The following is a 25,055-nucleotide window of genomic DNA, read 5'->3' as shown; positions in this document are numbered from 1 at the left end:
GAGCAAAAATAGCAATATTGTATGGTTTCTTTAAGGCAGTAACTAGTTGTTTATGCAAATAAAGGTTGCATCAAATCTTGAAAATAGGGAATGTAGATGATGAGACCAATGATGATGGCAATAACTGCTGCAAAGAACACGGCACCAGCGGCAATATCTTTAATGTGGCCTATTTTGACGTGAAAATCTGGATGTATAAAATCTGCTACGGCCTCAATGGCACTGTTGATACCTTCGGCAGTGAGTACTAATCCTATCGCAAAGCACTGGAACATCCATTGGGTTGTCGTGATCTGGAAGTAGAAGCCCATCGCGGTTACTATAATGGACAGAAATATTTGAACCTGTATGCTAGGTTCTGTTTTAATAAGGGTTGCGGCGCCGTTAAAAGCATAGACACAACCCTTTAATCTTCCTTTTACAAATTGTTTAAACCCCAATTATAGCAGGGATTTTAGCGCTTCAAGGTAATCAGGTTCTTGACCTATTTCTGGAACTTGTTGATTGTAAATGACTTTTCCATTTTCATCAACCACAACCACCGCTCTGGAATGGAAACCTTCAAAAGGCCCATCGACAATGGTCAAGCCATAGCTCTCACCAAATTCTCCTGTTCTAATGTCACTCAAATTCATGACATTGTTAGTGTCTTCGTCCTTAGTAAATCTCTTGAGTGCGAAAGGTGTATCCCTAGAAACACTCACCACTTTTGTATTTTCTAAATCTGTCGCACGTTTATTGAAGTTGCGCACTGATGTGGCGCAAACGTCTGTATCAATACTTGGGAAAATATTGAACACCACACGACTGCCTTTAAAATCGGCTAGAGTTGTGGTAGAAAGGTCATCCTTTAGTAATTCAAAATCTGGAGCTTGTGATCCTACTTCGGGAAGTGAACCTACAGTGTGTATTTCATTACCGCTTAATGTAATCGTTGCCATCTGGTTTGGTTTTTTCAGTTTGCACTAAATTACCCATGGTAGAAGTGCTTTAAGTTGGTAAAATGTTAAATAACAAAGGAAAGAATTATAAGAAATGACTCACATAGCCATAGAGTAAGTAAATACATTGTTTTAATTTTGTAGAAAATATCTATAATGACCATCACACAGCTCAAATATGTCCTTGCCGTAGCCCAATACCAAAATTTCACCAAGGCGGCCAATAAGGTGTTTGTGACACAACCTACCTTAAGCATGCAAATCCAGAAGCTGGAAGATGAGTTAGACGTGCAGATTTTTGACCGTACTAAAAAACCCATTGAACTAACCGAAACTGGTAAGAAGATTGTCCAACAGGCACATAACATTGTCAATGAAAGTGATCGCATTCAGGACATTGTCGATCAAGAAAAAGGATTTATAGGTGGAGATTTTAAAATAGGAGTAATCCCAACGGTGATGCCTACATTATTACCTATGTTCTTGATGAACTTTGTAAATCGCTACCCTAAAGTACGCTTGCGCATTGAAGAATTGACCACTGATAATATGATCAATGGATTGTTGGAGGGTTCTATAGACGCGGCTATTGCCGCCACGCCACTGGAAAATGAAATGATCAAGGAACGTGTCCTTTATTACGAGCCTTTTGTTTGTTACGATCCAAAAAATTCTGGACAAGACAACAAAAAAATAAAAGTAGAAGACATCAATATTGATGAATTGCTATTGTTAGAAGATGGTCACTGTTTTAAAGATAATGTGCTGAACCTGTGCCGCAGCTCCAAAAAGAATGACGACGATAAATTCACGCTGGAGAGCGGTAGTTTTGAAACGATGATCAAGTTATCTGATGAAGGTCTAGGCATGACTTTACTGCCTTATTTAAATACTTTAGATCTCTCATCCATTAAGAAACAAAACCTTAGATACTTTGAAGAACCATCTCCTGCTAGAGAAGTGAGCTTGATTTATCATAAATCAGAACTTAAAATGCAGATCATTGAGGCTCTTCAAGGCGTGATTGCTGGTGTGGTAAAAGGCGCAATTGCCTTTAGCAACGTACAGATTATAAGCCCGATAGCTAAAAGATAATCTGAGAACTATAGCTTAGAAAAAGCTAGGTCGCATGCGGTGGTAAGCATACCTTCAATTCTGGCTGCATCACGTATAGTTTTTTAAGCCAGATATTTAATTCTTGAATTTCGAATGGAAGCAATCGATCCAGAGCTTTGTGGAGTTCCTTACAGAATAACGTGGAATCAAAACTTACCTTTTCGAGTATGATTAGAGTGTATTCAAACATCGCTCGTGCCATAATTTTTAGAATTTTAGAAGCGTAGTTTTGTAGAATAGTAGAACATTTGAGCTCTTTAAATATAGGTCAAAACTCTCGCTAGACTCAAATATCAAGTGTTAATATTTGAAGTTTCCCAGTGATAAAAAAGCCTTAACAACCTATTTAAATTTGATTTCCAATACGTTAGCTAACAACTATAACGCTTACAATGGATAGAAGGGCCAGAAGAAATGTAGACAAGGCTACTTTTTTCAATTCGGGATCCAGAAGTATGGAAGAAGCTATGCTCCTAACGGTCAACAGATGTTTTAGTAGTGGTATGAAAGCCAGTATAGGTAAGAACAGCACATACGATACGGATAGTTCTAAACTGCCCGATTTAATAAACTGTATCCATAGAAACAGCATCAAGGAGACGAAAGCTATTATAAGGTAAGCGAAATGCAACCTCTTTGATTTTTCCAGTCCCAACTTTACGGGAATGGTATTCTTTCCAGATTTCTTATCACTTTCAATATCTCGCATGTTGTTCAGATTAAGTACCGCAACACTCAATAACCCGATTGTAAACGATGGTAGGATAAAACTCCAATCCAGAACCGAAGTAATCAAGAAGTAAATACCCATCACGCTTACCGGGCCAAAAAATATAAATACAAAAACATCTCCAAGGCCTCGATAGCCATAGGCATTATCGCCAACGGTGTATTTTATAGCCGCCCATATCGCCGCGATGCCAAGAACTAAGAAGAAAAGAGAAATCAAAAGTTGCTCCAATCCCAAGCTCACATAAATCAAGGCAACGGCACATAAAAAAGTGAGGACAGAAGTAATGATCATCACACGCTTCATTTCTGGTGGTTTGATGATGCCGCTTTGAATGGCTCTCATGGGACCTATGCGCTCGTCATTATCGGTTCCCTTAACTCCATCGCCATAGTCATTGGCAAAATTGGATAGAATCTGGAAACCTAGCGTTGTTAATAAGGCTAGAATAGGAATCCACCAGTTGAAATAAATGACCGGTATATGATTGTATAGTCCATCGAACACATTATAGCTCGCTTTCGCGAAAGCGATATCCAGATAAGCATAGGCACTACCCACAAGAATGCCACTAATACTCAACGGCAACGTACGTGGTCTGGCAGCACTGATCCAGGCTTGGGTTTTATTTTTCAAGGTGCCATGATTTTTACCATGGTTTCCTTCAGTAAGTCTGCTTGCGGCATTTGTATGGCGCCTACACCTTTAGACTTCACGTCCATCTCACGTATGATCTGGATCGCACGACTGCAATATTTCATGGGATAATTACGCACGGCCACGAGCAGTTCCTGCACAAAAAACGGATTGATTCCGGCTGCACGAGCCACACTTTTTGGCGACCGATCCTTTAAGGCGTGCACCTTGAGCAGCTGTACAAAAAAGCTGTGAAGTTGCGCAGTGGTGAGCACAATCGGATTGTCCTTAGGATTCTCTGAAAAATAATTGATGATGCGATGCACCTTTACCGTATCCCGATTTCCCAAAGCCTTGCGCAACTCAAAGTTGTTGAAGTCTTTTGAGAAACCTATGTTTTCTTCAATAGCTTGCGGTGTAATGGGCTGGCTTTTATCGTGCACGATAGTGAGTTTTTCCAGCTCATTGCTGATCCTGCTCAAATCATTGCCTATAAATTCCACCAGCATTTGGGTCGCTTTGGGTTCGATGGAATATCCCATTTCCTTGAGGTGCCCGCTGATCCAGTTAGGCATCTGATTGTCATAAATGGTTTTGCTTTCAAATACGACACCATTTTTCTTGATGTTTTTAAAGACTTTAGTGCGACCGTCAGGTTTCTTGTATTTAAAATTGAACACGAGGATCGTGGTGGCAGATGGGTTCTCCATATAGCTTTCCATCTGAGTTAGCTTTGAACTCAAATGCTGGGCTTCTTTTACAATGATCACCTGATAAGGTGCCATCATAGGAAAACGTTTGGCACTCTCGATGATCTCATCCACTTTGGCATCCTTACCATACAAGACCATTTGATTGAAACCTCTTTCAGATTCATCAAGGACAGAGTTCTCGATCGCGTCACTTATCTGATCAATAAAGTAGGGTTCGTCACCATAGAGAAAATACACAGGTGCATATTTTTTTGCCTTAATGCTGGTAAGAATATTATTGAGATCACTCATCTAGAGCCGTGGCGCTTTTTGTAGTTTTGTTATATGAAGGCACTGCGATTGCCGCCTGCAAATTTCAGGGTTAAAAATACTGAAAAAGGGCGTCTCATTTTTGATCCCATCCGTAAAAAGTTTGTCCAGCTGCAACCTGAAGAATGGGTTCGCCAGCATATTATTCAGTGGCTAATTAGCTATAAGCAGGTACCTATCAGCCTTATCAATGTTGAAAAGCAATTGATCATTGCTGGTACTTCAAAACGATATGACATTGTTGTTTTTAAGCCAGACGCCAGCATTGAAATCATTGTGGAGTGTAAGGCGCCTAGCATCACTATCGATCAAAGCGTTTTTGATCAGATTGCACGATATAATCTAGCGGTAAAGTCTACCTACCTTATGGTAAGCAATGGTATGGAGCATTACTTTTGCACCATGGACTATGATAACCAGCGGTATAATTTTATTCCAGATCTTCCAGAATATAGTTTATGAAACTAGCCATCGTCATACTTAACTGGAATGGATCAGCATTGTTGAAAGAATTTCTCCCAACAGTGGTAGAATGCTCCTCCAATCATCAAGTTATTGTTGCAGATAATGCCTCGACAGATGATAGCGTCCACTGGTTACGTGAGAACTATCCGGATATTGAGGTGATCATCAATGATGAAAACCTGGGCTATGCTGGTGGTTACAATCAAGTCATACCTCAAATAGATGCAGATGTTCTTTGTCTTTTAAATAGTGACGTCTCGGTGACTAACCAATGGTGTCAACCTATCTTGAAGGAATTTGAAAACGACGCCAGTCTTGGAGCTGCTCAGCCAGCGTTGTTGGATTATAAAAATCAAGATCGCTTTGAGTACGCTGGTGCCAGTGGTGGTTTTCTGGATCAATTGGGATATCCATACTGTCGCGGTCGGGTATTTGACTATTTAGAAATGGATCACGGACAATATGATAGCCAAATCGAGATCGATTGGGCTAGCGGTGCAGCTTTATTTGTACGTAAAAAAGCCTTTATAGAAGCTGGCGGTTTTGACGAACAATATTTTGCGCACCAAGAAGAAGTAGATCTATGCTGGAGATTAAGAAGACTGGATTACAAGGTCAAGGTATTTCCAGATGCTAGGGTCTTTCATTTAGGTGGTGGAACCCTAAACAGTCTGAATCCCAGGAAAACATTTCTGAATTTTAGAAACAGCCTGCTTACCATAGTAAAGAATGACGGGCGCTCTGTGTTCTGGCTTATTATTCTGGCAAGAATGATACTTGACGGCGTTGCAGCGGTAAAGTTTTTGCTGGAATTTAAAGTAAAACATAGCTATGCTGTTTTAAAAGCACACATCAGTTTTTACAAGTTGCTTCCTTCCTTTTTAAAGAAACGTAAGCTATTGAAAACCTCAGGAATGCTGGGAATTAAAAATAAAGGTGTAACTAGCATTATATTAAGTTATTACCTCAAAGGTAAAAGACAGTTTTTGTAGGTGATTCTTTCTTATAATTCTATGTTAACAGTTCGTTGGGATATCTCAACCTTTTTACTTTTGGTAGTTAAATAAATATAATATACCCATGAAAAAAATAGCCCTAGTAGCACTTACTGCATTAATGGCAGTATCATGTGCCTCAAAAAAAGATTTAGAAGCAGCAGAAGCAAAAGCACGACTCAATCAAGAATTGCTTGATTCTGCAACTGTGAAATTGAACGCTTGTCTTGCAGATGAGAAGGCTGCAGCAGCAGAACTTTCTGTTCTACGCGCACAAGTTGCAGATCTACGTGCAAACAACCAATCCCTTATAGATAACACAGGTAACTTGACCACGCTTTCTAAGAAAGGAGCAGAAAACCTAGAAAAGTCTTTAGAAAGCCTACGTGAGAAAGACCTACAAATACGTACTCTTAACGATGCTATCACTAGAAAAGACAGTGTAACCTTAGCTCTTGTAACTAGTCTGAAAAGCTCATTGGGTAATCTTAATGATGAGGACATCAGTGTCAATGTAGAGAAAGGTGTGGTATATGTTTCCATCAGCGACAAGTTATTATTTGCTAGCGGTAGTGCTAATGTGAACAGCGCTGCTAAAAATGTACTTGGAAAAGTAGCCAAAGTAGTAAACGACAAGCCAGAGATTGAGATCATGATTGAAGGTCATACTGACGACCAATCCATCAGCACTGCTAAGTTTGAAGACAACTGGGCATTGAGTGCCGCTCGTGCAGCATCAGTTACCAGAATCTTACAGAATGAATTTGACGTGGCTCCAGAGCGTATGACTGCTGCTGGTAGAAGTTACTACGTTCCTGTTGCAGACAACAGCACTGCTGCTGGTCGTGCAAAGAACAGACGCACCAGAATCATCGTACTTCCTAAACTAGATCAATTCTTTGATATGGTAGAGAAAGGAATGGAGCAGGCAAAAGAGAACGCTAAAGCTGGTAAATAATCAAGTGTACCCTTCACTTCAAAAGCCTCCTAGTTTTAGGAGGCTTTTTTTATGCGATCACTTCAGGGAAATGTAATAAGGTGCAATGAGAGTTCGCTTTCGCGAAAGCGATAACAACACCATCATCTAGAACATCTACGGTCGATAGATGTCGTTTGAGGCTAAGGTGCTATGTTTTTTGTGCCCTGCTATCAAAGAGAAACTCATTATACTACTGAGAAGATCGCGGCACCATAAAGGGCAAACCTCAAGAAACGGAGTAGACCGATGACGACCCAATATTTAAATGGATAGCGCAGCATTCCAGCTACTAGACTACCTATGGAAAAAGGTAGCGGTAATAGTGCGCCTACAGCGATCAAGATGCCACCCCATTTTCTGGCCATGATAAGTTGTTTAGCCATTTTAATTTCCAGATAGTTATGTATCGCTGGGATCTTGAGCGACCATCTACCTATAAAATAGGAGCACATACCGCCTAGATAGGAGAGTAGTGCGATAAAAAATAGGTTGAGCGCTGGATCTGCCGTCTTGCCGGCCCATGCGATAAAAAGTTCTGGTGGGATTAAACCTAATAGAGTTTCAGATAGAAAGAAGAAGGCCAGGACACCATAATTAGGCAATTCTGCCACGGCAAGTTCCAGTGCATCTGGAATGGGCATCACTGCAAAATGAAAGATGACCAGCAAACCAACGACTATCAGTACTGGTGGCATCGATTTTTTGATGCTCTCCACCACAAAGGAGTAAAACCCGGTGATTTTATAATACCGGTGAGCTCGTTGAGGCTGAAATTTGTTTTTGGAAGAACCCATTTAATCGACGTTGGAATTTGCAAAAATAGGAATAAGCAGCCCTTTACATTGTTAAATTCGCATCAATATAAAATATTTAAAAAGTCAACGTTTACGGTAGTTTCAAAAGGATTTAAATTCCCTATTTTTGCAAATCCCAAAACTGAAAAATAACTTCATCCATGCAGCAAGAATCCAAGACAAAAATCAAAAAACTTTACGATTACCAAAAGCGTGATCTAGGTGAGATTTTTGATAGGATCGATGAGAAACCAGACGATTACAAACTTCTATATCAATTGCCTACCGGTGGTGGAAAGACCGTGGTCTTTTCAGAAATCGTGAGGCGTTACCTTAAGCAAAAAAACAAAAAGGTTGTCATCCTAACACACCGTATCGAGTTGTGTAAGCAGACTTCTAAAGTCTTGGATAACTTTCAGGTTAAGAATAAGATCATCAATTCCAAGGTTAAGGAACTGGATGATCAAAAGGATTATCAGTGTTTTGTTGCGATGGTTGAAACACTCAATAACCGTATTCAGGACGATAAACTCAAGCTGGAAGACATTGGCCTTGTAATAGTGGATGAGGCGCACTATAATAGCTTCCGTAAGTTGTTCAAGTATTTTGAGCACTGTTTTATGCTAGGTGTTACCGCGACGCCGCTTAGTTCCAACTTCAAGCTCCCAATGAAGGATAACTATGATGAGCTTATTGTAGGTGACAGCATCACATCCCTAGTTGACAATGGTTTTCTTGCTCGTGCGGTAACGCATACCTATGATGTAGGTTTGAGTGGGCTTACCATAGGTATGAATGGAGATTATACGGTAAAATCCAGTGAAAAGCTCTATACCGACCATTCCATGCAGGACAAGCTCCTGCAGGCTTACTTTGAAACAAGTAAGGGAAAGAAAACGCTCATCTTTAATAATGGTATTAGAACCAGTATGGAAGTTGAGGATACCTTTAGAAGAGCAGGTCTGGAGATAAGACATTTGGATAACACCAATAACAAGGAAGAACGTAAGGAAATCTTGAAGTGGTTCAAGAAAAAGCCAGATGCGATCTTGACCTCGGTAAGTATTTTGACCACTGGTTTTGATGAGCCATCTGTGGAATCCATTATTTTGAACAGAGCGACAAAATCGTTGACTCTTTATTATCAAATGATAGGTCGTGGATCACGTATCTATAAGAATAAGGAAGAGTTCCAGATCATAGATCTGGGTAATAATGTGGCGCGATTTGGACTTTGGAACGAGCCTGTGGACTGGCAGCAAGTATTTAGATCTCCAGATTTTTATGTAGAGAACATCGTTTCTGACGAAGAGATTGAGCGCAATTTCGTGTACAAGATGCCAGAAGACGTCAAGGCAGAATTCCCAAATACCAAAGACTTTACATTTGACATTCGTGGTGCCTATAAGCGCATCACTAAGGAAAACCGAAAATCTAAAGAAGTCCTTGATGAGAGCATCGCTCAGCACGTACAGTGGTGTGTCGAGAATAGCGAGGACGTGTTTGACGCTCGTATCCTAGCAAAGTTGCTCAAAGAAGATATTAAGGACCGCATACGCCGCTATTCCTATTGCATTATCAACAACACCAACAATTACAAGGATTGGTTAGAAGAGGATTATTACCGCAGGTTGCGCGTCGCGATACAGCAAGAGTTTGCTGGAGTAGAAAGTTAAAAGGATTGTTATAGGTTCGCTTTCGCGAAAGCGAAGTTCATATGATCATCCTACAGGTTATTCAAGATTTCGAAGAAACCGATTTTCCTAGAAACAAAAAACGCACCCATGAGGTGCGTTTTTTTATAGAAAGCTATTTTGCTTATTTAAGCATTGGACGTTGGTCTGCATTTGCCAATTCCCATGCGGTTGCAAATATCAATTGTGCGCGCTGTGCGTACAAATCGTATTCAATCTTGTCTGGTGTGTCGCTCGCCTTATGGTAATCCTCGTGCGTACCGTTAAAGTAGAAAATGACCGGTACATTGTTTTTAGCAAAATTGTAGTGGTCAGATCTGTAATAGAAACGGTTGGGATCATCTTTACCGTTGTAGGTATAGTCTAGATCCATATTCACATATGTCTTGTTCGCCTTCTCACTTATATCGTGTAGGTCTTGGCTCAACATGTCACTACCTATTAGGTATACATAGTTTGTTTTAGCTTCTCTTTCTGGATCGATACGGCCTATCATGTCCACATTTAGGTCTGCAATAGTGTTTGCTAATGGATATACTGGATTTTCTGAATAGTACTTGCTACCTTGAAGTCCTATTTCCTCTGCCGTGACGTGAAGGAATAGGATAGAGCGTTTAGGGCCGTTTCCTTCTTCCTTAGCTTGTTGAAAAGCCTCTGCGATCTCTACAAGCGCGATGGTACCACTACCATCATCATCTGCTCCATTAAACACTTCGCCATTACGAGTACCAATATGGTCCAGGTGCGCCGAAATGACTAATACTTCTTCTGGCTTTTCTGAGCCTTCAATAAATGCCAAAACATTTTCTGAAGTGATTTCTCTCTTTCCAAAAAACTCTTGAGGAATGCTCTGGAAATACTCACCGTTTTGGGCACCACCAGGAACGTTCATTACTTGATACTTTCCTTTGAGATATTCAACGGCTTTTCTTTGTCCAGGAGTTCCGGTCATACGACCTTCCATATCATCGCTGGCATACTCATACAATTGCTCCTTAAGTTCGGCTGCGGTGATGGTGTTCATGTATTTTACCACTAATGGGTTTTTATCATCTTCCATCATTCTAGGTTCATTATCTACAGGAGTCATCGCCGTAGATTCTGTACTAGAGGTTTTTGTTGAGGTGCAGCTGGTAAGCGCAGTAATCGCAAGCGATGCGATAAGAATAGTGTTACGTATCATATATTAATTTTCAATTTTGCTTGAGCACCTTGTATTCCTCATAACACTCGCTAATGGCGTCTAGGATTTGAAGGTCGTTTGCTCCGGTTATAAATTCTTTTGAGTATTGACAGTTTCTCAATATGGCGTCAATACTTATTTTGTCCATTTGCAATAGGTTCACAAGTGTTTCCCTATCATATTTCGACTGCAGTAAATTCCGTATCTCGTCCTGCTCTTTAATCCTACGAACTTTGCTCAAGGATTTCCCTTCTTTACCGAAGGTATTAAACAGAAAGTCTACAGGGTTGAAAATGGAGTTCAATGTTTTTTCTACGGCACCAGGTGCTTTGTTACCGCCTTCATAGGCTTCTGGTAAACCACTAATGCTGAATCTGCGTGTGGCGTAAATAGGAGCACGCTTGGCATCAATTTCAAGATAGCCAGTAAGACCATTATCAGTCACCACAACATCTTCCAGGGCGATTCCTTTTTCAGTCATGGATATGGTCACATCGCCATATTTGATCCAGTCTTCGGTTACTCTAACGTTGATGGTTTGAAATCCAATATATGAAAAGTACAACGTGTCATTTACTGCGGCACGTATTTCAAAAGTTCCGTCAGGTTTGGTGATGGTTCCTATGACCTTGTTGAGGTTCACAATATTCACATCCTGTAATATGGAGTTGTCCTTTGCATTGAGGACTTTACCATTGACTATGGTTGCTTTTTGCGAGGTGTTTTGAGCGTTGTTGTTTTCGCCTTGAGCGAAACCTAAATAGGCACCCAAGATTAAAAAAGTAACAACTAGTCTAATTGATTTCATACAGGACTATAAAAATACGGTAAGTGTATTGTTCTAAAGTGATAATTAGTCAATTTTGATGCCATTTAAATAGTTAATAAGCTTTTTAAGGGCCATACCGCGATGGCTAATCTCAGATTTTTGATCCATGTCCATTTGTGCAAAACTCTTATCAAACCCTTTAGGTCTAAAAATGGGATCGTAGCCAAATCCCTTCTCGCCTTGTCGATGCTGGAGTATCTCGCCATCACAGCGTCCTTCAAAAACGTGTTGTTTGCCATTGAGATACAGTGAGATGACGGTCAAAAAATAGGCAGATCTGTTTTCCTTGCCTTCAAGATTTGACAAAAGTAGATCCATATTATTTTGGCTGTTTTTATGCTCACCAGCATATCTCGCAGATCGCACACCTGGATCGCCAGCAAGCGCGGGAACGATCAAACCGGTATCGTCTGCAAAAACAGGAAGATCAAATCTAGTTTTGATATAATCAGTTTTAAGGATGGCATTTTCTTTAATAGTGGCAGCTGTCTCTGGAATTTCGTCAAATAGTTGGACGTCCTCAAGGCTCAAAAGTTTAATGCTGCTAGGCATCATTTGTTGCACTTCTTGGAGCTTGTTGGGGTTATGCGTGGCAAATATTAATTGCATTATGATAGGGTTTTAGATATAGATATGATTAGCTCGACATCTACTTCATGTTTGATCGTTGGTCGATGAAACTCACATTTTTCACCAAATAAAAGGTCGATCTTTTGCTGCTCTTTTTCTATACGCTCTTCGGTGAGGTACTCATCTTGAGTTCCGACAATATGGATGATGCGATCTGCCATCGCCTTGAAAAGCTTACCGTCTTGCTCATTAAGCTCATCAGGTATGCTACCGCTATGCATAATGAGTGCTTTTATGGGCTGTGCATAGTGCTTCAAGAAACGTGTTGCAATGGAAACTCCTTGGGAATACCCCATAAGGATAAGACGTGGATCGCCTACCAACTTTTCATTCTTTATAACCTCGTCAATATAATGGAGATTGTTGTCCATTTCCTGAACTGTATCCACTCTGGTGAGCCAACTGGCACCGACGTGTTTGAATTTCTTATCTAAATAGAATTTAGAAGGAGCCTGAAGAACGATAACGGCATTTGTTTCTGGATCGAGATCCTTGAAATACTTTTTGAAATATCGAGAGAGGTAGCCCAAGCCATGAAAACAAATCCAAATGTTTTTGGTGCTTTTTGTAGTAGGGTATAATACTTCATAAGAATTCGTGTGAACGTAAGAAACCATCTTTACCATAGAGTCAATTTGATAGCTTATTTTTGATAAAGATATGGACAAACAAAAGATACTATCGCAGTGTAACGCCATTTGTAAGAACACACTTATGGAAACGCTGGATATCGAATTCATCGATGTAGGTGCCGATTTTCTAACGGCAAAAATGCCTGTAAATTCACGTGTGCATCAGCCTGATGGTGTACTTCATGGAGGTGCCAGCGTGGCGCTGGCGGAGTCTGTAGGCAGTGCGGCAAGTTATCTATTTTTGGACACGGATTCTTTCGCCATTCGAGGGTTGGAAATCAGTGCCAATCATACCCGATCTAAAGTTAATGGGTATGTGTTTGCTACCGCCAGATTCCTACACAAGGGACGAACCACCCAACTATGGGAAATCAAGATTACTGATGAGGAGGAACGTTTGATTTCCATCTGTAAATTAACGACCATAGCTTTAAAGAAAAACACTTAAATTTATATCGCTTGCGCGAAAGGCTGCTCACATATACACAACAACTTCTACAGCAAAATCTGCCATTCTTACTTCTAAGAAAAAGTGGAGAATCCAACGTAGAAATACTCCATCAAAAATCCCAAAAACTACATAAAACACCACATGACACAATGTCTTGTGCAGTTTTATCAAAATTTTTATCGTTTGAAAACCAGTTTTATATCATTGGTGAAGTGAGGAAAAGCTTTTCATGGGGAATTCAAAGGAGAACCTTAGATGGTGTTGCCGTTAATTTGCCAGAAAATGTAAAAATAGAGCACCAAAATAGAGTGCAAAGTGCAGTTACATCACTTAAAAACGAAGCATTTAAAAAGGTGGTTCTCTCTTTAAAGCACACTGTTGCTAAAAGTACCGATCCGCTAAAAATTCTTACTAATTTGCTGGATGAATATCCTCAAGCTAATTGTTATTTCTTCCATCATCCATCTATTGGAACTTGGTTGGGTGCTACACCAGAGACGCTCGTTTCCTACAAAGATGGATTGCTCAAAACCATGTCACTGGCAGGTACAAAAAGTGCTCTTGCCGATCCGCAAATACCATGGGGAATCAAAGAGAAAAACGAACAGCAATTGGTCACTGATTTCATATCAAAGGCACTAGAGAAAGTGACCGGGAAAAAACCCGATGTTGGAGATGTCGAAACTATCCAAGCAGGTTCCTTACTCCACTTGAAAACATCGCTAGAAGTTCCTGTTGATTACGGTAAAATTAATGAGGTCGTAAATGAATTACATCCTACTCCAGCAGTTTGTGGTCTTCCTAGACAAGCAGCTTTGGATTACATCAGGAACCATGAAAACTATAACCGCAGTTTTTACACAGGATATATAGGTGTTCAGAATCCGGTGGAGCGTCGAGCAGATTATTATGTCAACCTTAGGTGTTTGGAAATTGACAAATCAAATATTCATCTATATGCTGGCGGTGGTATTACAGAGTTGAGCGTTCCACAAGATGAGGTGCAAGAAATCGAGAATAAGTTGATGACTATGGCGCGAATCATTACTTAAACACGACACCAAAAACTTATCCCAAGAATATTCCAGCAGCACTTTTTACAGTACTGCGCATCTCGTAAAACAAAATGTAGCAATACAATGCGATATATTTAAGTACGATTATAATTGAAGATTCAAGACCATGGCAATGATTGGTATTAAATTACAACTTATTGTGATTCAATTGCTGAAACGTCAATATTCTTTTCTAAATGTTTATTTCTTCTTTTTTCGCAATGAATTAATAGCTTAAATCTTTCTAATGAGAATTGTCATGAATTCCTTTTAGAATATGTTGTTAATCCAGTATGAAGAGGTGCTTGCGTCTATTACCTTTGATGTATGATGACATCCGTTCTACACGCTCAGCAAATCATCCAGTTATTCAAGAAAAGGGATATTAAAAACATTATTATATCTCCAGGTTCTCGCAATGCTCCATTAACCATTAGTTTCTCTCAGGATTCATTCTTCAATTGCTATAGTATTGTTGATGAGCGATGTGCAGGGCATTTTGCGATGGGAATTGCGCAACAGCTGCAGGAGCCAACGGTCCTTCTTTGTACCAGCGGTAGTGCTTTGCTCAATTATTATCCTGCGGTGGCAGAGGCCTACTATAGTGAGATACCATTAATTGTTTTAAGTGCTGACCGTCCACCACACAAGATTGATATAGGCGATGGCCAGACCATCCGCCAAAAACATGTTTTTGCAAACCATATCTTGTTTGATACGCAACTGGAAATGATCACTAGATCAGATCAAAAGGAATATTTGATTACTAACGAGCGGCAGCTCAATAAAGCGATCAACACAGCTATATCAAAACACGGTCCTGTTCACATCAACGTCCCATTTGAAGAACCGCTGTATAATACGGTAGAACAGCCATCTATGGATGTGAAAGTGATGGATGTACTCAAAGACGAGACTACTGAAATCCCAGCAGCATTTTACGAAAACTGGAACAATTCAAAACGTAAGCTTGTTATACTCTCGACGCTCAATCCGCCGGTATTTGAGAAGGAAGATATAGATCGTTTAACCGCAGACGGCAGTGTGTTGGTAATGAGTGAAGTAAGCTCAAATATCGTGCACGAGAATATTGTTTGGGGAATCGACACCTTAATAGCGCCTATTGAATTTGACGATGACCAGATTGCAGCCTTGCAGCCAGATATGGTAGTTACCATAGGCGGTATGATCGTTTCTAAAAAAATCAAGCAGTACCTGCGCAGGTTTGAGACCAACATCCATTACCACATAGGCAAACGTAGGGCCTATGATACCTTTTTTAAACTTGCCGCACATATCAAGATCGCGCCTAGAAAATGGTTGCACTCGCTACCAGTGCAAACACAACCCAGCACTTATCAAGAGCAATGGCTCCATCATTTCAAGGATTACCTTTCAAAGCGTCCTGCCTATTTTGAAAAAATAGGATGGAGCGATATGAAGGTTTTTGAATTGTTATTTGAACACCTTCCAGATGACATCGTTTTGCAATTAGGTAATAGTAGTACCATTAGGTATGCGCAGTTATTCAAGATGAACGCCACACACCGTATTTTTTCTAATCGTGGCACCAGCGGTATCGATGGCTGTACCAGTACTGCCATAGGTGCTGCAGTAGGTTCTGGAATGCCGACGGTTTTAATTACTGGAGATCTTAGTTTTTTCTACGATTCCAATGGACTTTGGAACAATTACATTCCCAAGAACTTTAAGATCATACTGATCAACAATAGCGGTGGTGGCATCTTTAGAATCTTGCCAGGTGAGAAGCAGGAAGTTTATTTCTCCACCTATTTTGAGACTACACACCATTTAGACGCCAGTCACTTGTGTGCCATGCATGGATTTGGTTATACAAAGATTGATGAAGAGTTCGCTTTCGCGAAAGCGTACCAACAATTCATCCATACCAACACTGCACCACAATTGTTGGAGATACAGACACCGCGTGAAATCAACGATAAGATATTATTGGACTACTTCAAATTTTTGAGGTAAAACTTTTGTTAATCTTTTTTTTTCTTTAGCTTTAACAGATAACTAAATACCAAAAAATACACGATGAGTAAATTTGATGAAAAGCTTGAAAAATACGTGGCATCCTACAAAGAACATGTTGGAGGCAACCTTGATGAAGAATTACTTAAAAAAGTAACCAAAGGTTTAGGCCCATCGATCTACAATCGCGATGCAGAAACAGTAAGCGCCGAGAAATCTGAGATGGAACGCGTGGTGACCAACTATCTTCAAAAGAAATTAGGTCTTTCAGGAGATAATCTAATGGCATCTGTTGAAGCCGTCATCGAGAAATACGGAAAGAGTAACCGCTCTAAGTATCGTGCTGTAGTGTATTATATGTTGTGTGTACACCACGGTAAGCAGTCCGTTTACAACTAGAAAATTTTATTATTGCTTTCAAGAAAATCCCCAATCGGTTGCCGATTGGGGATTTTTAATTTCAAATAATTTATAAGGGTTTATTCCTTTTCTACTGCAGCCACTTCTTCCACAGTTACCATATCGCCTTTGTTCCAGGTCTGGATGGTGTAGTTCATTACATCTGCCACTTCTTGATCGTCCAATCCCAACGCCAGCATCACATTGTTATATGGCTCACCGTTGACAACAATCTCACCTTTCAAACCATATTTTACAGCATGTATGCTTTCGGTTCGCTTTTTAGTGAGCCAGTCAGAAGGATTTAACGGTGGGAACGCACCAGGAACTCCTTTACCGTTAGGCAAGTGGCAGGTTACACATAATTCGGAATAGATTTCCCTGCCGCGTTTCACACTTTCCTCTAATGGGTCGAGAGGCTCTGCTTTTGTTACAGTTGTTGCAGCTGTAGTTTCTTTTTTTGCTTCATTCCCACAACTGGTAAAAAGCAACGAGAGGATAATAATGCTCACTATTTTGTTCATGATTTCAATTTTTCTGGGGTTTGTTTCGCCTTTTGATGAAACTGTTTATCGGCTAATCTTATAGATGCCTTTGCCCTCAACTCCTATATAAATCTGATTGTCGGGACCTATTTTGACATTGCGTAAACGGCCTAAACCGTCTACCAGTTTTTCACGTTTGGTCACTTGATGACCATCCATATAGAGCATTTCTAGGTACTGGAATTTTAAACTACCCACTAGAAAATTCCCATTCCAGTCTCCGTAAGAAACATCATTGATAACAGCAAAGCCGCTAGGTGCAATGCTGGGAACCCAGTAATAAATAGGCTGTGCCATTCCTTCTTTCTCGGTAATCTCAGTGAATTTGCTACCACTATAGTTGATGCCGTAGCTTATAATAGGCCAGCCATAGTTCACACCAGCTTTTATGATGTTGATTTCATCACCGCCGCGAGGACCATGCTCGTGGGCAATAATCTCACCAGTAACAGGATGTTTCAACAAACCTTGTGGGTTTCTATTACCGTACGTGTAGGCCGCGGTTATCGCATCTGTGATTCCCACAAAAGGATTGTCTTCTGGAATGCTGCCGTCATCATTAATTCTATAAATCTTTCCGCCATCACGAGTAATATCTTGCGGATTCACGTCGCGCTCGCCACGTTCGCCTATGGAGAAGTATAATTTGTTATCGTTGCCCCAAGCAAACCTGCTGCCAAAATGCTGTCCTTTTTTAGTGTTGGGAACTGCTTTGTACAGTACTTTGAGATTAGTCAATTCGTCGTTGTTTAAAACGGCACTGGCAATAGCAGTGTTTCCGCCATCTTCATCACCGGTAGAACTAGCGTAGGATATAAAAATGATATTGTTGGCATCAAAATCTGGATGAACCATTACATCCAGCAATCCACCTTGTCCACGTATGTAAACTTCGGGAACGTTTTGAATTTCAATAGAAGTAGTACCATCAAAACGAAACATTTTACCTTCCTTTTCTGTATAGATCAAATCACCATTAGGCAGCCAATCCATGCCCCATGGATTGTTGAGCCCTTCCACAACAGACGTTACCGTATAGTTTTTTTGATCTTCAATCAGTGGAATGCCATCTACCTTAGGCACTTTTTGATTGACACTGTCATTTGTCACATAAGGTGTTTCAAAAGATAAGACTGCTAAAGAATCAGCATCGTTGGTTTCAGAAAATGCCTTTTTACAGGATGTGGAAAGTATAAGTAAAGCACTTATGGCAAGCAGAATTCTCATAGCATTAGTTTTTATAAAAATAATCCAATCTACAGAGCTACGATGGTAATCATAAAAAAATTCCCTAAGCCGTTAAAGGTTTAGGGAATTTTTGAGATAGAGTAGAAGAGGTCTGCTGTTGTGATGCAGGGATCGCATTATGCTAATCTATATCTTCTTTTAGTGTTCCAAGATTCTGACAATGATTTTTCAGGTCTGAATCTTTTGTTGATCAATTCTCTGGTCTCGTTGAAGGTGTTTGAAGCTATCATAATATAAAGTTTTAAAGGTTATACTATATAGACGAGGCATTTCTAAGATTGTTACACTACTATGCAATACAAAGTAGTAAAATCGATGAAATATTTATTATTTACGTTTAAATACACAAAAGTCCAGATGTTGAGGTCTGGACTTTTGCTTATTGAATTTAGGTTTGCTCTATTTTAGTGAAATATTAATCCTCTTTTTTGGACTCTTCTGGAACATTGAAAATAATGGGTAAGCCGTAAATGACACCTACATTTTGTCCTCGTTGAGTTCCCGGTTGCATTTTAGGCAACAAGTTGACAACTCGAGCCGCTTCGGCTTGAAGTTCTGGAGCTTTGGCTCTAGATATAATGTTTGCAACATTGCCATTTTGATCAATTTTAAATTGAACAGAAATGGTTTGTTTACCGCTTAACCCAACTTTGTTGGCAATGGAAGTGTCAAAATTTTCTTGTACCAGCTGCGCAATATTTTGCTGCATACATTTCTTCTTCTCTGCGTTATCGCCAATGCAACCTGGATAAGTTGGAACGTTTTCTATAATTGCAAAAGGAACAACTACTGCCCGATTTTGCATATCAGATTTTTCTTCTATTAACTCAATTTCTGTAATTACGGTCACATCGTCGGCCTTACCGTACTTCTCATGTAAATCTTTTAAATAAGCTGAAATTTCATCATTGCTCATATTTAATTGATCGATCGGACCGGTTCCCGTAAAAGAAGGACTTCCATTTTCATACTCTTGGATGGTTAAAACATAATTGTTGTTCTCGACGTCACGTACTATTGTTTTGCCATTATTGTTTATTTTGTCCATGACTCTACGATATTCCTTAAAATTTGGATCCCGCAATATCCTTTTAGCAACCTCAAAACTCTTCTCCTTGCTGGTATCATCACCTATATACCGTTTAATAGTCTCGTTCCCTTTTTCCAAAACCTCCATTTCATCTGCTGTAACACCTTTATAAAAGTCAATTTGCCCATAGACATGATCTTGAAGAGTAGGTAATTCATCAACTCTATACGTTTTCTGTTCCACTTTGATCACTTCCTGTTCAGTGCTACAAGCCGTATAAATCAAGCTTGCAAATAAAACGGGTAGCATCCACAACAACTTGCGGAATGGGAATTTCTGGTTTTGGGATTTTTGTATCATGGTTAAACGGGTTTTAATGGTTTTGGATTTAAAAAAGGGATTGGTAAACGAGAAGTCTGGACAATCCAGGGCTTCCTTCAATAGGTTTTCGTAATAGGATTTTTTACCATAAGCAGCTATAGTTCTATGATCTGCGATATGCTCATGAACCATTTTAAGTTCGCGCTGCGCTAGATAGGGTACTGGATGGAACCAGAAAACAATGCGCAACAATTCATAGAATAACAAATCCCAACTGTGCTTCTGTTTGATGTGTGTGATTTCGTGCAGTAGGACCTGTTCGTATCTCGCTTCCGCGAAAGCGTCATTGATATAGATATGGTTCATAAAAGAGAAGGCCGTAGGCAGGTCGTGAACTTTTGTGATGTAAACCCCATTTTGGTAGATAGTCTGTCCTTGCTCTTTATAGTTTTGAATACGTGCGAGTTTGATGATAAACAGAATCACAGCCGTGGTCAGCCCTAAGAAATAGGTGGTCCATAAAATGTTAGTCCATTCTATTTTAGGAGTTGCAGGCGTCACAGGTTGTTGACCAGCCTCAATGATGACAGGCATTACATCCATCTCGACAGGCATTAAAAAGGCTGGTGTGGTCAAGGCTTGATCCAGTGGTATGACCAGCAATGGCAGTATGAAAGATACCACTGGTATGAGCAGCAAATACAAACGATGCCATTGAAAACCGGTAGTCCCTTTAAGAAACAAACGGTATAAGCCATAGAATAAGATGGCCAAAACGCAGCTGTGTATGAAATGATTCATTATTCTTCCTTTTTATTGATTTCCTTCAAGATGTCCTCCAGATCCTGAACGCTTAATTTTTCCTGCTCCATGAAGAAGGACACCATACTTTTATAGGAGCCTTTAAAATAATTGCTGGCAAGTTTCCCAGCGGTGGCTCTGGAGTACGCATCTTTACTCACGATAGGGAAGTAGATGTGACCGCGACCTTCCTTGCGATAGCCCACAAACTTTTTACTTTCCAGGATGCGAGTGATGGTAGAAACCGTATTGTAGGCAGGTTTAGGGTCTGGCATCTGGTCGATAATAGCGGCAACATTAGCCTCATCGAGTTTCCACAAGATCTGCATGATCTCTTCTTCGGCTTGGGTAAGTGTTTTCATCTAACTAAATGTTTAGTTCAAATATAAACTAATATTTTAGTTAAACTAATTATTTAGTTGAATAATTCAAATAAAAAGAGATCAATCGATCTCTTCCCATAATTTTTCTGAGGATAGGCGATAGGTGCCCACATGATCCCAGCGACATTCATTAGGTGCGATGACCGATAGAAAGTGGCCGTCGTTATTTTGATACAAGTGATATGTCTCGCCCACGATAGGTTCAAAAGAGAATTTTGCACCGTAAACCAACTGGTTGTCGTTAAACTTTTTAGTCATCGCATCATACTGCGCCTTTAGTTGGTCAAACTGCGATTTGATCTCGTGGTTGACTTTAGAGATATTATTCTGCTTCCACGAGGTGATGTCTGGAGTAGAAATCTTAGGAGCACCTACACCGCTGGCATAGGGCAACAAGGCAGCATTATAGGTTCCAGATTCTTCATCATATACAACGGCGTCTGGCTTTTTTTTCTCACTCATGCTACAAATTTAAGGGACAACTTTCAGTATTGTTTATTGTTAACGTGATTTTGTTAAACAAGAAATCAATAGGTAAGATGTCGTACGGTTGCCTTGATCCTTGCAGTAAGGATGAGATAGAGTTCGCTTTCGCGAAAGCGAAATAACCATTCATCGTAACAAATTTCGTTTTACAGCAACTTATAAGCATGACAACAACCATCCAATATATCGACTTTGAACCTAGAGTTCTTGAAAAGAGTTTCTGGGGTACGCATACCTATGAGACCGTAGACGCTACGCTTGAAAGGGCTAACGAATGGATACGACGCCATTATAGCAAAGAAATCGTCAATGTGGAAACCGTAATCCTGCCAAATATTTATATCAAAGAAAAGGCCCAAACCAATCAAACCACTAAATATCCCACAGGAGGAAGCATCGTGCAAACTTTCCAGATCATTAGAATATGGTATAAAGGATAGAGCGTTCTATCTTTGAGTTCTAAACTTTACCCATGAGCACGATCAACTGGAAAACAGCCAAGGAATATAAAGATCTCACCTACAAAAAAGCCGATGGTGTAGCGCGGATAGCGTTCAATAGACCAGAGGTGCGCAATGCCTTTAGGCCACAAACCGTTAGCGAACTCATTGACGCGTTCTATGATGCGCAGGAAGATCTTTCCATAGGTGTGGTAATCCTGACCGGTGAAGGACCTAGCCCCAAGGATGGCGGTTGGGCCTTTTGTAGTGGAGGCGATCAAAACGCTCGCGGTAAGGATGGTTATAAAGACAGTGCCGGTACCGGCAGGTTGAATATTCTAGAGGTGCAGCGCATGATTAGATTCATGCCTAAAGTGGTGATTTGTGCCGTGCCTGGATGGGCCGTAGGTGGTGGACACAGTTTGCATGTGGTTTGTGACATGACTATTGCTAGTAAGGAACATGCGATTTTCAAACAAACAGACTTAGACGTTGCCAGTGTTGATGCAGGTTATGGTAGCGCCTATCTAGCAAAAATGGTAGGTCAAAAAAAGGCTCGCGAGATCTTTTTCTTGGGACGTAACTATAACGCTCAAGAAGCTATGGAAATGGGAATGGTCAATGCGGTTGTACCGCACAAAGAGCTGGATCAAACCGCCTATAAATGGGCTCAAGAAATCATGGAAAAATCCCCTACAGCAATAAAAATGGCCAAGTTTGCCATGAATGCTACTGATGATGGAATGGTTGGGCAACAGGTTTTTGCAGGAGAAATGACTCGATTGATTTATATGACAGATGAAGCCAAAGAAGGCCGTGATGCCTTTTTAGAGAAGCGCAAGCCGAATTTTGGTGGCAATAAGTGGTTGCCATAAATTCTTTTGTGATCGATAAACTTAAACAAGCGAAACACATTTGTTTAAAAAATGAATTAGAAATACATCAAATAGTCTACAAAGTGTGGTATTAACCTTATTTTAAGAAACCTCAATTCTTAAGTCCTACAATTGTCACTAACTTAACAGAGAATGTATAAGTGACCAACATGGTTAATGACCTGAAGCAAAGCACCTTTCCCTATGAAGAATTAATGACCAGCACCTGCTTGATATGTATGGTGGTGAGTAACGATTCTGAGCTTATTCAGGCAAATGAAGAGTTTTTCAATGTTTTAGGATATCATGAGTCCTACTTTGATGATCATACGATCCTAGATATAACGGGATCAAACGACAACTGGCCTGATCTTAAGGTAAAAGATGGCTCTAAAAGAGAGCGACTATCAACTACTGTAAAATTTTACAACGATTCAGGAGTGCCCGTATATTTAAAGTGCAATTTTGGCTTTAGAGAGGATCGCGTCTATATCGCTGGTGTTGATGTTAGTATGGACATCTATTTACAACAGCACAATACCACGATCAGTCACGTGGCCAATTTAGGCACATGGACTTACATACCAGCTCAAGACAAATTTCACTACAATGGTTTTTTTAAAGAATTGTTTGATCTAACAGACGAACAGGTATTAGATACTAAGGTCATGTATGATGCGGTACATGAGGATAGTTTGCCAATCATTGATGAGGCTCTTGAAAAATTATACTTCAATCATGAGCCTTATGATGTAGAAATAAAACTCGTCCTAGGAAAGGATGAAAAAGAAGTCTGGTTAAGAATAATAGCGGCTCCAGAAATATATAAAGGAGAAGTAACAATAATTCAAGGCGTTACTCAAAATATTACTCCTTATAAAGAACTCAATATTGCACTTGAAGAAACTAAGAAGAATCAAGAACTCGCTTTACGAGCCATTAATTCAGGATATTTTAGTTTCAATTTAGTTACTGAAGAAAAACGATACAGCGATTCCTTCATGGCAAGGTCTAATTTCCCTGAAGATATGACTAGGGAAAAATTCTTCAAGCTGGTACATCCAGAAGATAGAGACGCCGCTCTAGCTCAACATAAGAGAGAAATAAAAGAAGAAGGTGAATTCTATTTCAACGCTTTTAGAGTAGGTAATGAACAAGGGATCTATCGACATTATGAAATACATGGCTTCAAGGTCTTTAACAGTGACGGCGAGCCCATAAAACTTGTAGCTAATCTGATCGATGTTGAGGATAAGTACAAGCTTTCAGAAATGGAAGACAAGCATAGGTATCACCTGCGCACCATGCTTGACAACACTTTTGTACGAAGTATACTTCTAGACAAAGATTCTAGAATCATAGGACTGGACGCAAAGACCAAGAAAATTTTGATGGATCGATTAGGTTATAATCCTATTCTTAAAAAATCTCTGTTCTCTGAAATTCTTTCCAGTTTTGATCTGTTGAAATTCAACATCATCGATCGTGTATTGAAAAAAGGTCAGGAATACAGAAATGAATTATACATCGATCTTTTTGAAAATAGCAGTACTTGCTATGATGCATTGTGCAAGCCCATTCTAAACTATTCACAAAAAGTGGATGGGTACGTGTTTTACTTCTTTGATCTTACCAATAGAGTGCGTTTACAAGAAGAAGTAAAATCATTCCAGCACAAACTGATAACAGCACATCATTTTAAAAATAATGTGCTAGCACAAATAACTAACAACCAGCGATTGCCTTTTGACAAACTTCTGGCTGTTACCCAAGGGATTTTTCAAGAAGAGGTCATTTACAAAACGGATAACAACCTGTCCGAAGGACAAATCAGAGGTGGCGAGGAACTCATGGGATCCTTAGATGAAATCATAAATAATAAGGATTCTGAAAGTTTGTTCTTTTCCTCTCAAAAACCGGTTGATCTGGCATTGTTGCTACAAAATATGAATACGGACAGTATCAATAAGGCAAAGCAGGAAGAAATTGATTTCACCTTTAATAATTTTGAAAAACTAGTTTTAGTAAATGCAGATCCTGTTTTTTTAAGACAGTCTCTAGCAAATTTGTTAGATCTTTTCTTCAAAATTTGTGATAGGGAAATCGTAATGATAAAATCCAGAATCAATAATGATAGGGCAGAGGTTATTCTTTATACTGTTTTAACAAAACAAGTCTATTTAATCGTTGAACATGTTTTGAATACCCACAATGCTAGTGAAGAAAGTGATACTAGTAGCTTCAAGGCATTAGGCGAAGGAGTTCCTTTTGCCATGAAATATTTAGAGGGAATTAAGGGAAAAGTAGAAATTCAATCTAATGAAAGTTCTAAGGCAGAATTCGTTCTCTCGCTTCCTTTACATCATTAAGAAACTAG

General features: G+C 39.8%; 27 protein-coding genes. 12 read left to right on the top strand and 15 right to left on the bottom strand.

Annotation, left to right across the window (positions count from 1 at the left end; genetic code table 11):
• Nucleotides 1-50 precede the first annotated feature (50 nt).
• Nucleotides 51-440, bottom strand: coding sequence for a diacylglycerol kinase family protein (locus tag BST86_RS07265; RefSeq protein ID WP_105982684.1), 390 nt, complete (start codon nucleotides 438-440; stop codon nucleotides 51-53).
• Nucleotides 441-941 carry a thiol peroxidase gene (gene tpx / locus BST86_RS07260; protein ID WP_055413769.1) on the bottom strand — a complete coding sequence of 167 codons (501 nt, stop codon included), beginning with the start codon at nucleotides 939-941 and terminating at the stop codon, nucleotides 441-443.
• Between the two features lie 156 nt (nucleotides 942-1,097).
• On the opposite strand from tpx, the gene BST86_RS07255 reads away from it, so the two are divergent.
• Complete coding sequence (locus BST86_RS07255; RefSeq protein ID WP_105982683.1) at nucleotides 1,098-2,036, top strand: hydrogen peroxide-inducible genes activator; 939 nt, start codon at nucleotides 1,098-1,100, stop codon at nucleotides 2,034-2,036.
• Between the two features lie 25 nt (nucleotides 2,037-2,061).
• On the opposite strand, the gene BST86_RS07250 is transcribed toward BST86_RS07255, so the two are convergent.
• The 3 genes from BST86_RS07250 to holA all read right to left on the bottom strand — a co-directional run bounded on the left by BST86_RS07250 (nucleotide 2,062) and on the right by holA (nucleotide 4,427).
• Nucleotides 2,062-2,259 carry a hypothetical protein gene (locus BST86_RS07250; RefSeq protein WP_105982682.1) on the bottom strand — a complete coding sequence of 66 codons (198 nt, stop codon included), beginning with the start codon at nucleotides 2,257-2,259 and terminating at the stop codon, nucleotides 2,062-2,064.
• A gap of 165 nt (nucleotides 2,260-2,424) precedes the next feature.
• Nucleotides 2,425-3,423: a 1,4-dihydroxy-2-naphthoate octaprenyltransferase gene (gene menA / locus BST86_RS07245; protein WP_105982681.1), complete on the bottom strand. Its 999-nt coding sequence runs from the start codon at nucleotides 3,421-3,423 to the stop codon at nucleotides 2,425-2,427.
• Complete coding sequence (gene holA / locus BST86_RS07240) at nucleotides 3,420-4,427, bottom strand: DNA polymerase III subunit delta (protein WP_105982680.1); 1,008 nt, start codon at nucleotides 4,425-4,427, stop codon at nucleotides 3,420-3,422. Before holA ends, menA begins: the two co-directional genes overlap by 4 nt.
• Before the next feature lie 33 nt (nucleotides 4,428-4,460).
• Here holA and BST86_RS07235 point away from each other — a divergent pair, with 33 nt between their 5' ends.
• The 3 genes from BST86_RS07235 to BST86_RS07225 all read left to right on the top strand — a co-directional run bounded on the left by BST86_RS07235 (nucleotide 4,461) and on the right by BST86_RS07225 (nucleotide 6,863).
• The gene (locus BST86_RS07235; RefSeq protein WP_105982679.1) at nucleotides 4,461-4,907 is read left to right on the top strand and encodes a type I restriction enzyme HsdR N-terminal domain-containing protein; all 447 of its coding nucleotides are present in this window, start codon (nucleotides 4,461-4,463) and stop codon (nucleotides 4,905-4,907) included.
• The gene (locus tag BST86_RS07230) at nucleotides 4,904-5,902 is read left to right on the top strand and encodes a glycosyltransferase family 2 protein (RefSeq protein WP_105982678.1); all 999 of its coding nucleotides are present in this window, start codon (nucleotides 4,904-4,906) and stop codon (nucleotides 5,900-5,902) included. The genes BST86_RS07235 and BST86_RS07230 overlap by 4 nt, the downstream gene beginning before the upstream one ends.
• Nucleotides 5,903-5,990: 88 nt before the next feature.
• Nucleotides 5,991-6,863 (top strand): OmpA family protein, encoded by an 873-nt coding sequence (locus BST86_RS07225; protein ID WP_105982677.1) that lies wholly within the window; start codon nucleotides 5,991-5,993, stop codon nucleotides 6,861-6,863.
• Between the two features lie 206 nt (nucleotides 6,864-7,069).
• Here BST86_RS07225 and BST86_RS07220 read toward each other — a convergent pair whose 3' ends face one another.
• Nucleotides 7,070-7,579: a YqaA family protein gene (locus BST86_RS07220; RefSeq protein WP_231717815.1), complete on the bottom strand. Its 510-nt coding sequence runs from the start codon at nucleotides 7,577-7,579 to the stop codon at nucleotides 7,070-7,072.
• A gap of 260 nt (nucleotides 7,580-7,839) precedes the next feature.
• On the opposite strand from BST86_RS07220, the gene BST86_RS07215 reads away from it, so the two are divergent.
• Nucleotides 7,840-9,354 (top strand): DEAD/DEAH box helicase, encoded by a 1,515-nt coding sequence (locus tag BST86_RS07215; protein ID WP_105982676.1) that lies wholly within the window; start codon nucleotides 7,840-7,842, stop codon nucleotides 9,352-9,354.
• 142 nt (nucleotides 9,355-9,496) lie between these two features.
• On the opposite strand, the gene BST86_RS07210 is transcribed toward BST86_RS07215, so the two are convergent.
• The 4 genes from BST86_RS07210 to BST86_RS07195 are packed head-to-tail and all read right to left on the bottom strand — an operon-like array spanning nucleotide 9,497 to nucleotide 12,640.
• Complete coding sequence (locus BST86_RS07210; protein ID WP_105982675.1) at nucleotides 9,497-10,555, bottom strand: M28 family metallopeptidase; 1,059 nt, start codon at nucleotides 10,553-10,555, stop codon at nucleotides 9,497-9,499.
• 10 nt (nucleotides 10,556-10,565) lie between these two features.
• Nucleotides 10,566-11,363 carry a carboxypeptidase-like regulatory domain-containing protein gene (locus BST86_RS07205; RefSeq protein ID WP_105982674.1) on the bottom strand — a complete coding sequence of 266 codons (798 nt, stop codon included), beginning with the start codon at nucleotides 11,361-11,363 and terminating at the stop codon, nucleotides 10,566-10,568.
• A 45-nt stretch (nucleotides 11,364-11,408) separates the two neighbouring features.
• Nucleotides 11,409-11,993 carry an RdgB/HAM1 family non-canonical purine NTP pyrophosphatase gene (gene rdgB / locus BST86_RS07200; RefSeq protein ID WP_105982673.1) on the bottom strand — a complete coding sequence of 195 codons (585 nt, stop codon included), beginning with the start codon at nucleotides 11,991-11,993 and terminating at the stop codon, nucleotides 11,409-11,411.
• Nucleotides 11,993-12,640 carry an alpha/beta hydrolase gene (locus BST86_RS07195; protein WP_105982672.1) on the bottom strand — a complete coding sequence of 216 codons (648 nt, stop codon included), beginning with the start codon at nucleotides 12,638-12,640 and terminating at the stop codon, nucleotides 11,993-11,995. Before BST86_RS07195 ends, rdgB begins: the two co-directional genes overlap by 1 nt.
• A 34-nt stretch (nucleotides 12,641-12,674) precedes the next feature.
• Between BST86_RS07195 and BST86_RS07190 the strand changes: the two genes are divergently transcribed.
• The 4 genes from BST86_RS07190 (at nucleotide 12,675) to BST86_RS07175 (ending at nucleotide 16,549) form a co-directional block, all read left to right on the top strand.
• Nucleotides 12,675-13,094 (top strand): hotdog fold thioesterase, encoded by a 420-nt coding sequence (locus BST86_RS07190; protein ID WP_105982671.1) that lies wholly within the window; start codon nucleotides 12,675-12,677, stop codon nucleotides 13,092-13,094.
• A gap of 215 nt (nucleotides 13,095-13,309) precedes the next feature.
• Nucleotides 13,310-14,149, top strand: a complete 840-nt coding sequence (locus BST86_RS07185) for a chorismate-binding protein (protein ID WP_172443327.1) — start codon at nucleotides 13,310-13,312, stop codon at nucleotides 14,147-14,149.
• 330 nt (nucleotides 14,150-14,479) lie between these two features.
• Nucleotides 14,480-16,150, top strand: coding sequence for a 2-succinyl-5-enolpyruvyl-6-hydroxy-3-cyclohexene-1-carboxylic-acid synthase (gene menD, locus BST86_RS07180; protein ID WP_105982669.1), 1,671 nt, complete (start codon nucleotides 14,480-14,482; stop codon nucleotides 16,148-16,150).
• 63 nt (nucleotides 16,151-16,213) lie between these two features.
• Nucleotides 16,214-16,549 (top strand): DUF2853 family protein, encoded by a 336-nt coding sequence (locus BST86_RS07175; protein ID WP_105982668.1) that lies wholly within the window; start codon nucleotides 16,214-16,216, stop codon nucleotides 16,547-16,549.
• Nucleotides 16,550-16,629: 80 nt separating this feature from the next.
• On the opposite strand, the gene BST86_RS07170 is transcribed toward BST86_RS07175, so the two are convergent.
• From BST86_RS07170 to BST86_RS07150, 5 genes are all read right to left on the bottom strand, one after another.
• On the bottom strand, nucleotides 16,630-17,073 hold the full coding sequence (locus BST86_RS07170) for a c-type cytochrome (protein ID WP_105982667.1): 444 nt from the start codon (nucleotides 17,071-17,073) through the stop codon (nucleotides 16,630-16,632).
• Between the two features lie 45 nt (nucleotides 17,074-17,118).
• Nucleotides 17,119-18,321 carry a PQQ-dependent sugar dehydrogenase gene (locus tag BST86_RS07165; protein ID WP_105982666.1) on the bottom strand — a complete coding sequence of 401 codons (1,203 nt, stop codon included), beginning with the start codon at nucleotides 18,319-18,321 and terminating at the stop codon, nucleotides 17,119-17,121.
• A 436-nt stretch (nucleotides 18,322-18,757) separates the two neighbouring features.
• Nucleotides 18,758-20,494 (bottom strand): M56 family metallopeptidase, encoded by a 1,737-nt coding sequence (locus BST86_RS07160; RefSeq protein WP_105982665.1) that lies wholly within the window; start codon nucleotides 20,492-20,494, stop codon nucleotides 18,758-18,760.
• Complete coding sequence (locus tag BST86_RS07155; RefSeq protein WP_105982664.1) at nucleotides 20,494-20,856, bottom strand: BlaI/MecI/CopY family transcriptional regulator; 363 nt, start codon at nucleotides 20,854-20,856, stop codon at nucleotides 20,494-20,496. Before BST86_RS07155 ends, BST86_RS07160 begins: the two co-directional genes overlap by 1 nt.
• An 81-nt stretch (nucleotides 20,857-20,937) precedes the next feature.
• Nucleotides 20,938-21,339: a DUF2452 domain-containing protein gene (locus BST86_RS07150; RefSeq protein ID WP_055413185.1), complete on the bottom strand. Its 402-nt coding sequence runs from the start codon at nucleotides 21,337-21,339 to the stop codon at nucleotides 20,938-20,940.
• Nucleotides 21,340-21,527: 188 nt separating this feature from the next.
• Between BST86_RS07150 and BST86_RS07145 the strand changes: the two genes are divergently transcribed.
• The 3 genes from BST86_RS07145 (at nucleotide 21,528) to BST86_RS07135 (ending at nucleotide 25,047) form a co-directional block, all read left to right on the top strand.
• Nucleotides 21,528-21,803, top strand: a complete 276-nt coding sequence (locus BST86_RS07145; RefSeq protein WP_105982663.1) for a hypothetical protein — start codon at nucleotides 21,528-21,530, stop codon at nucleotides 21,801-21,803.
• A gap of 32 nt (nucleotides 21,804-21,835) precedes the next feature.
• The gene (locus BST86_RS07140; RefSeq protein ID WP_105982662.1) at nucleotides 21,836-22,678 is read left to right on the top strand and encodes a 1,4-dihydroxy-2-naphthoyl-CoA synthase; all 843 of its coding nucleotides are present in this window, start codon (nucleotides 21,836-21,838) and stop codon (nucleotides 22,676-22,678) included.
• A gap of 170 nt (nucleotides 22,679-22,848) precedes the next feature.
• Complete coding sequence (locus tag BST86_RS07135) at nucleotides 22,849-25,047, top strand: PAS domain-containing protein (protein WP_105982661.1); 2,199 nt, start codon at nucleotides 22,849-22,851, stop codon at nucleotides 25,045-25,047.
• Nucleotides 25,048-25,055: the final 8 nt, after the last annotated feature.

Origin of the sequence: Nonlabens agnitus, from assembly GCF_002994045.1 — a bacterium.
Lineage (GTDB): Bacteria > Bacteroidota > Bacteroidia > Flavobacteriales > Flavobacteriaceae > Nonlabens > Nonlabens agnitus.
This window is presented reverse-complemented; position numbering and strand designations above follow the sequence as displayed.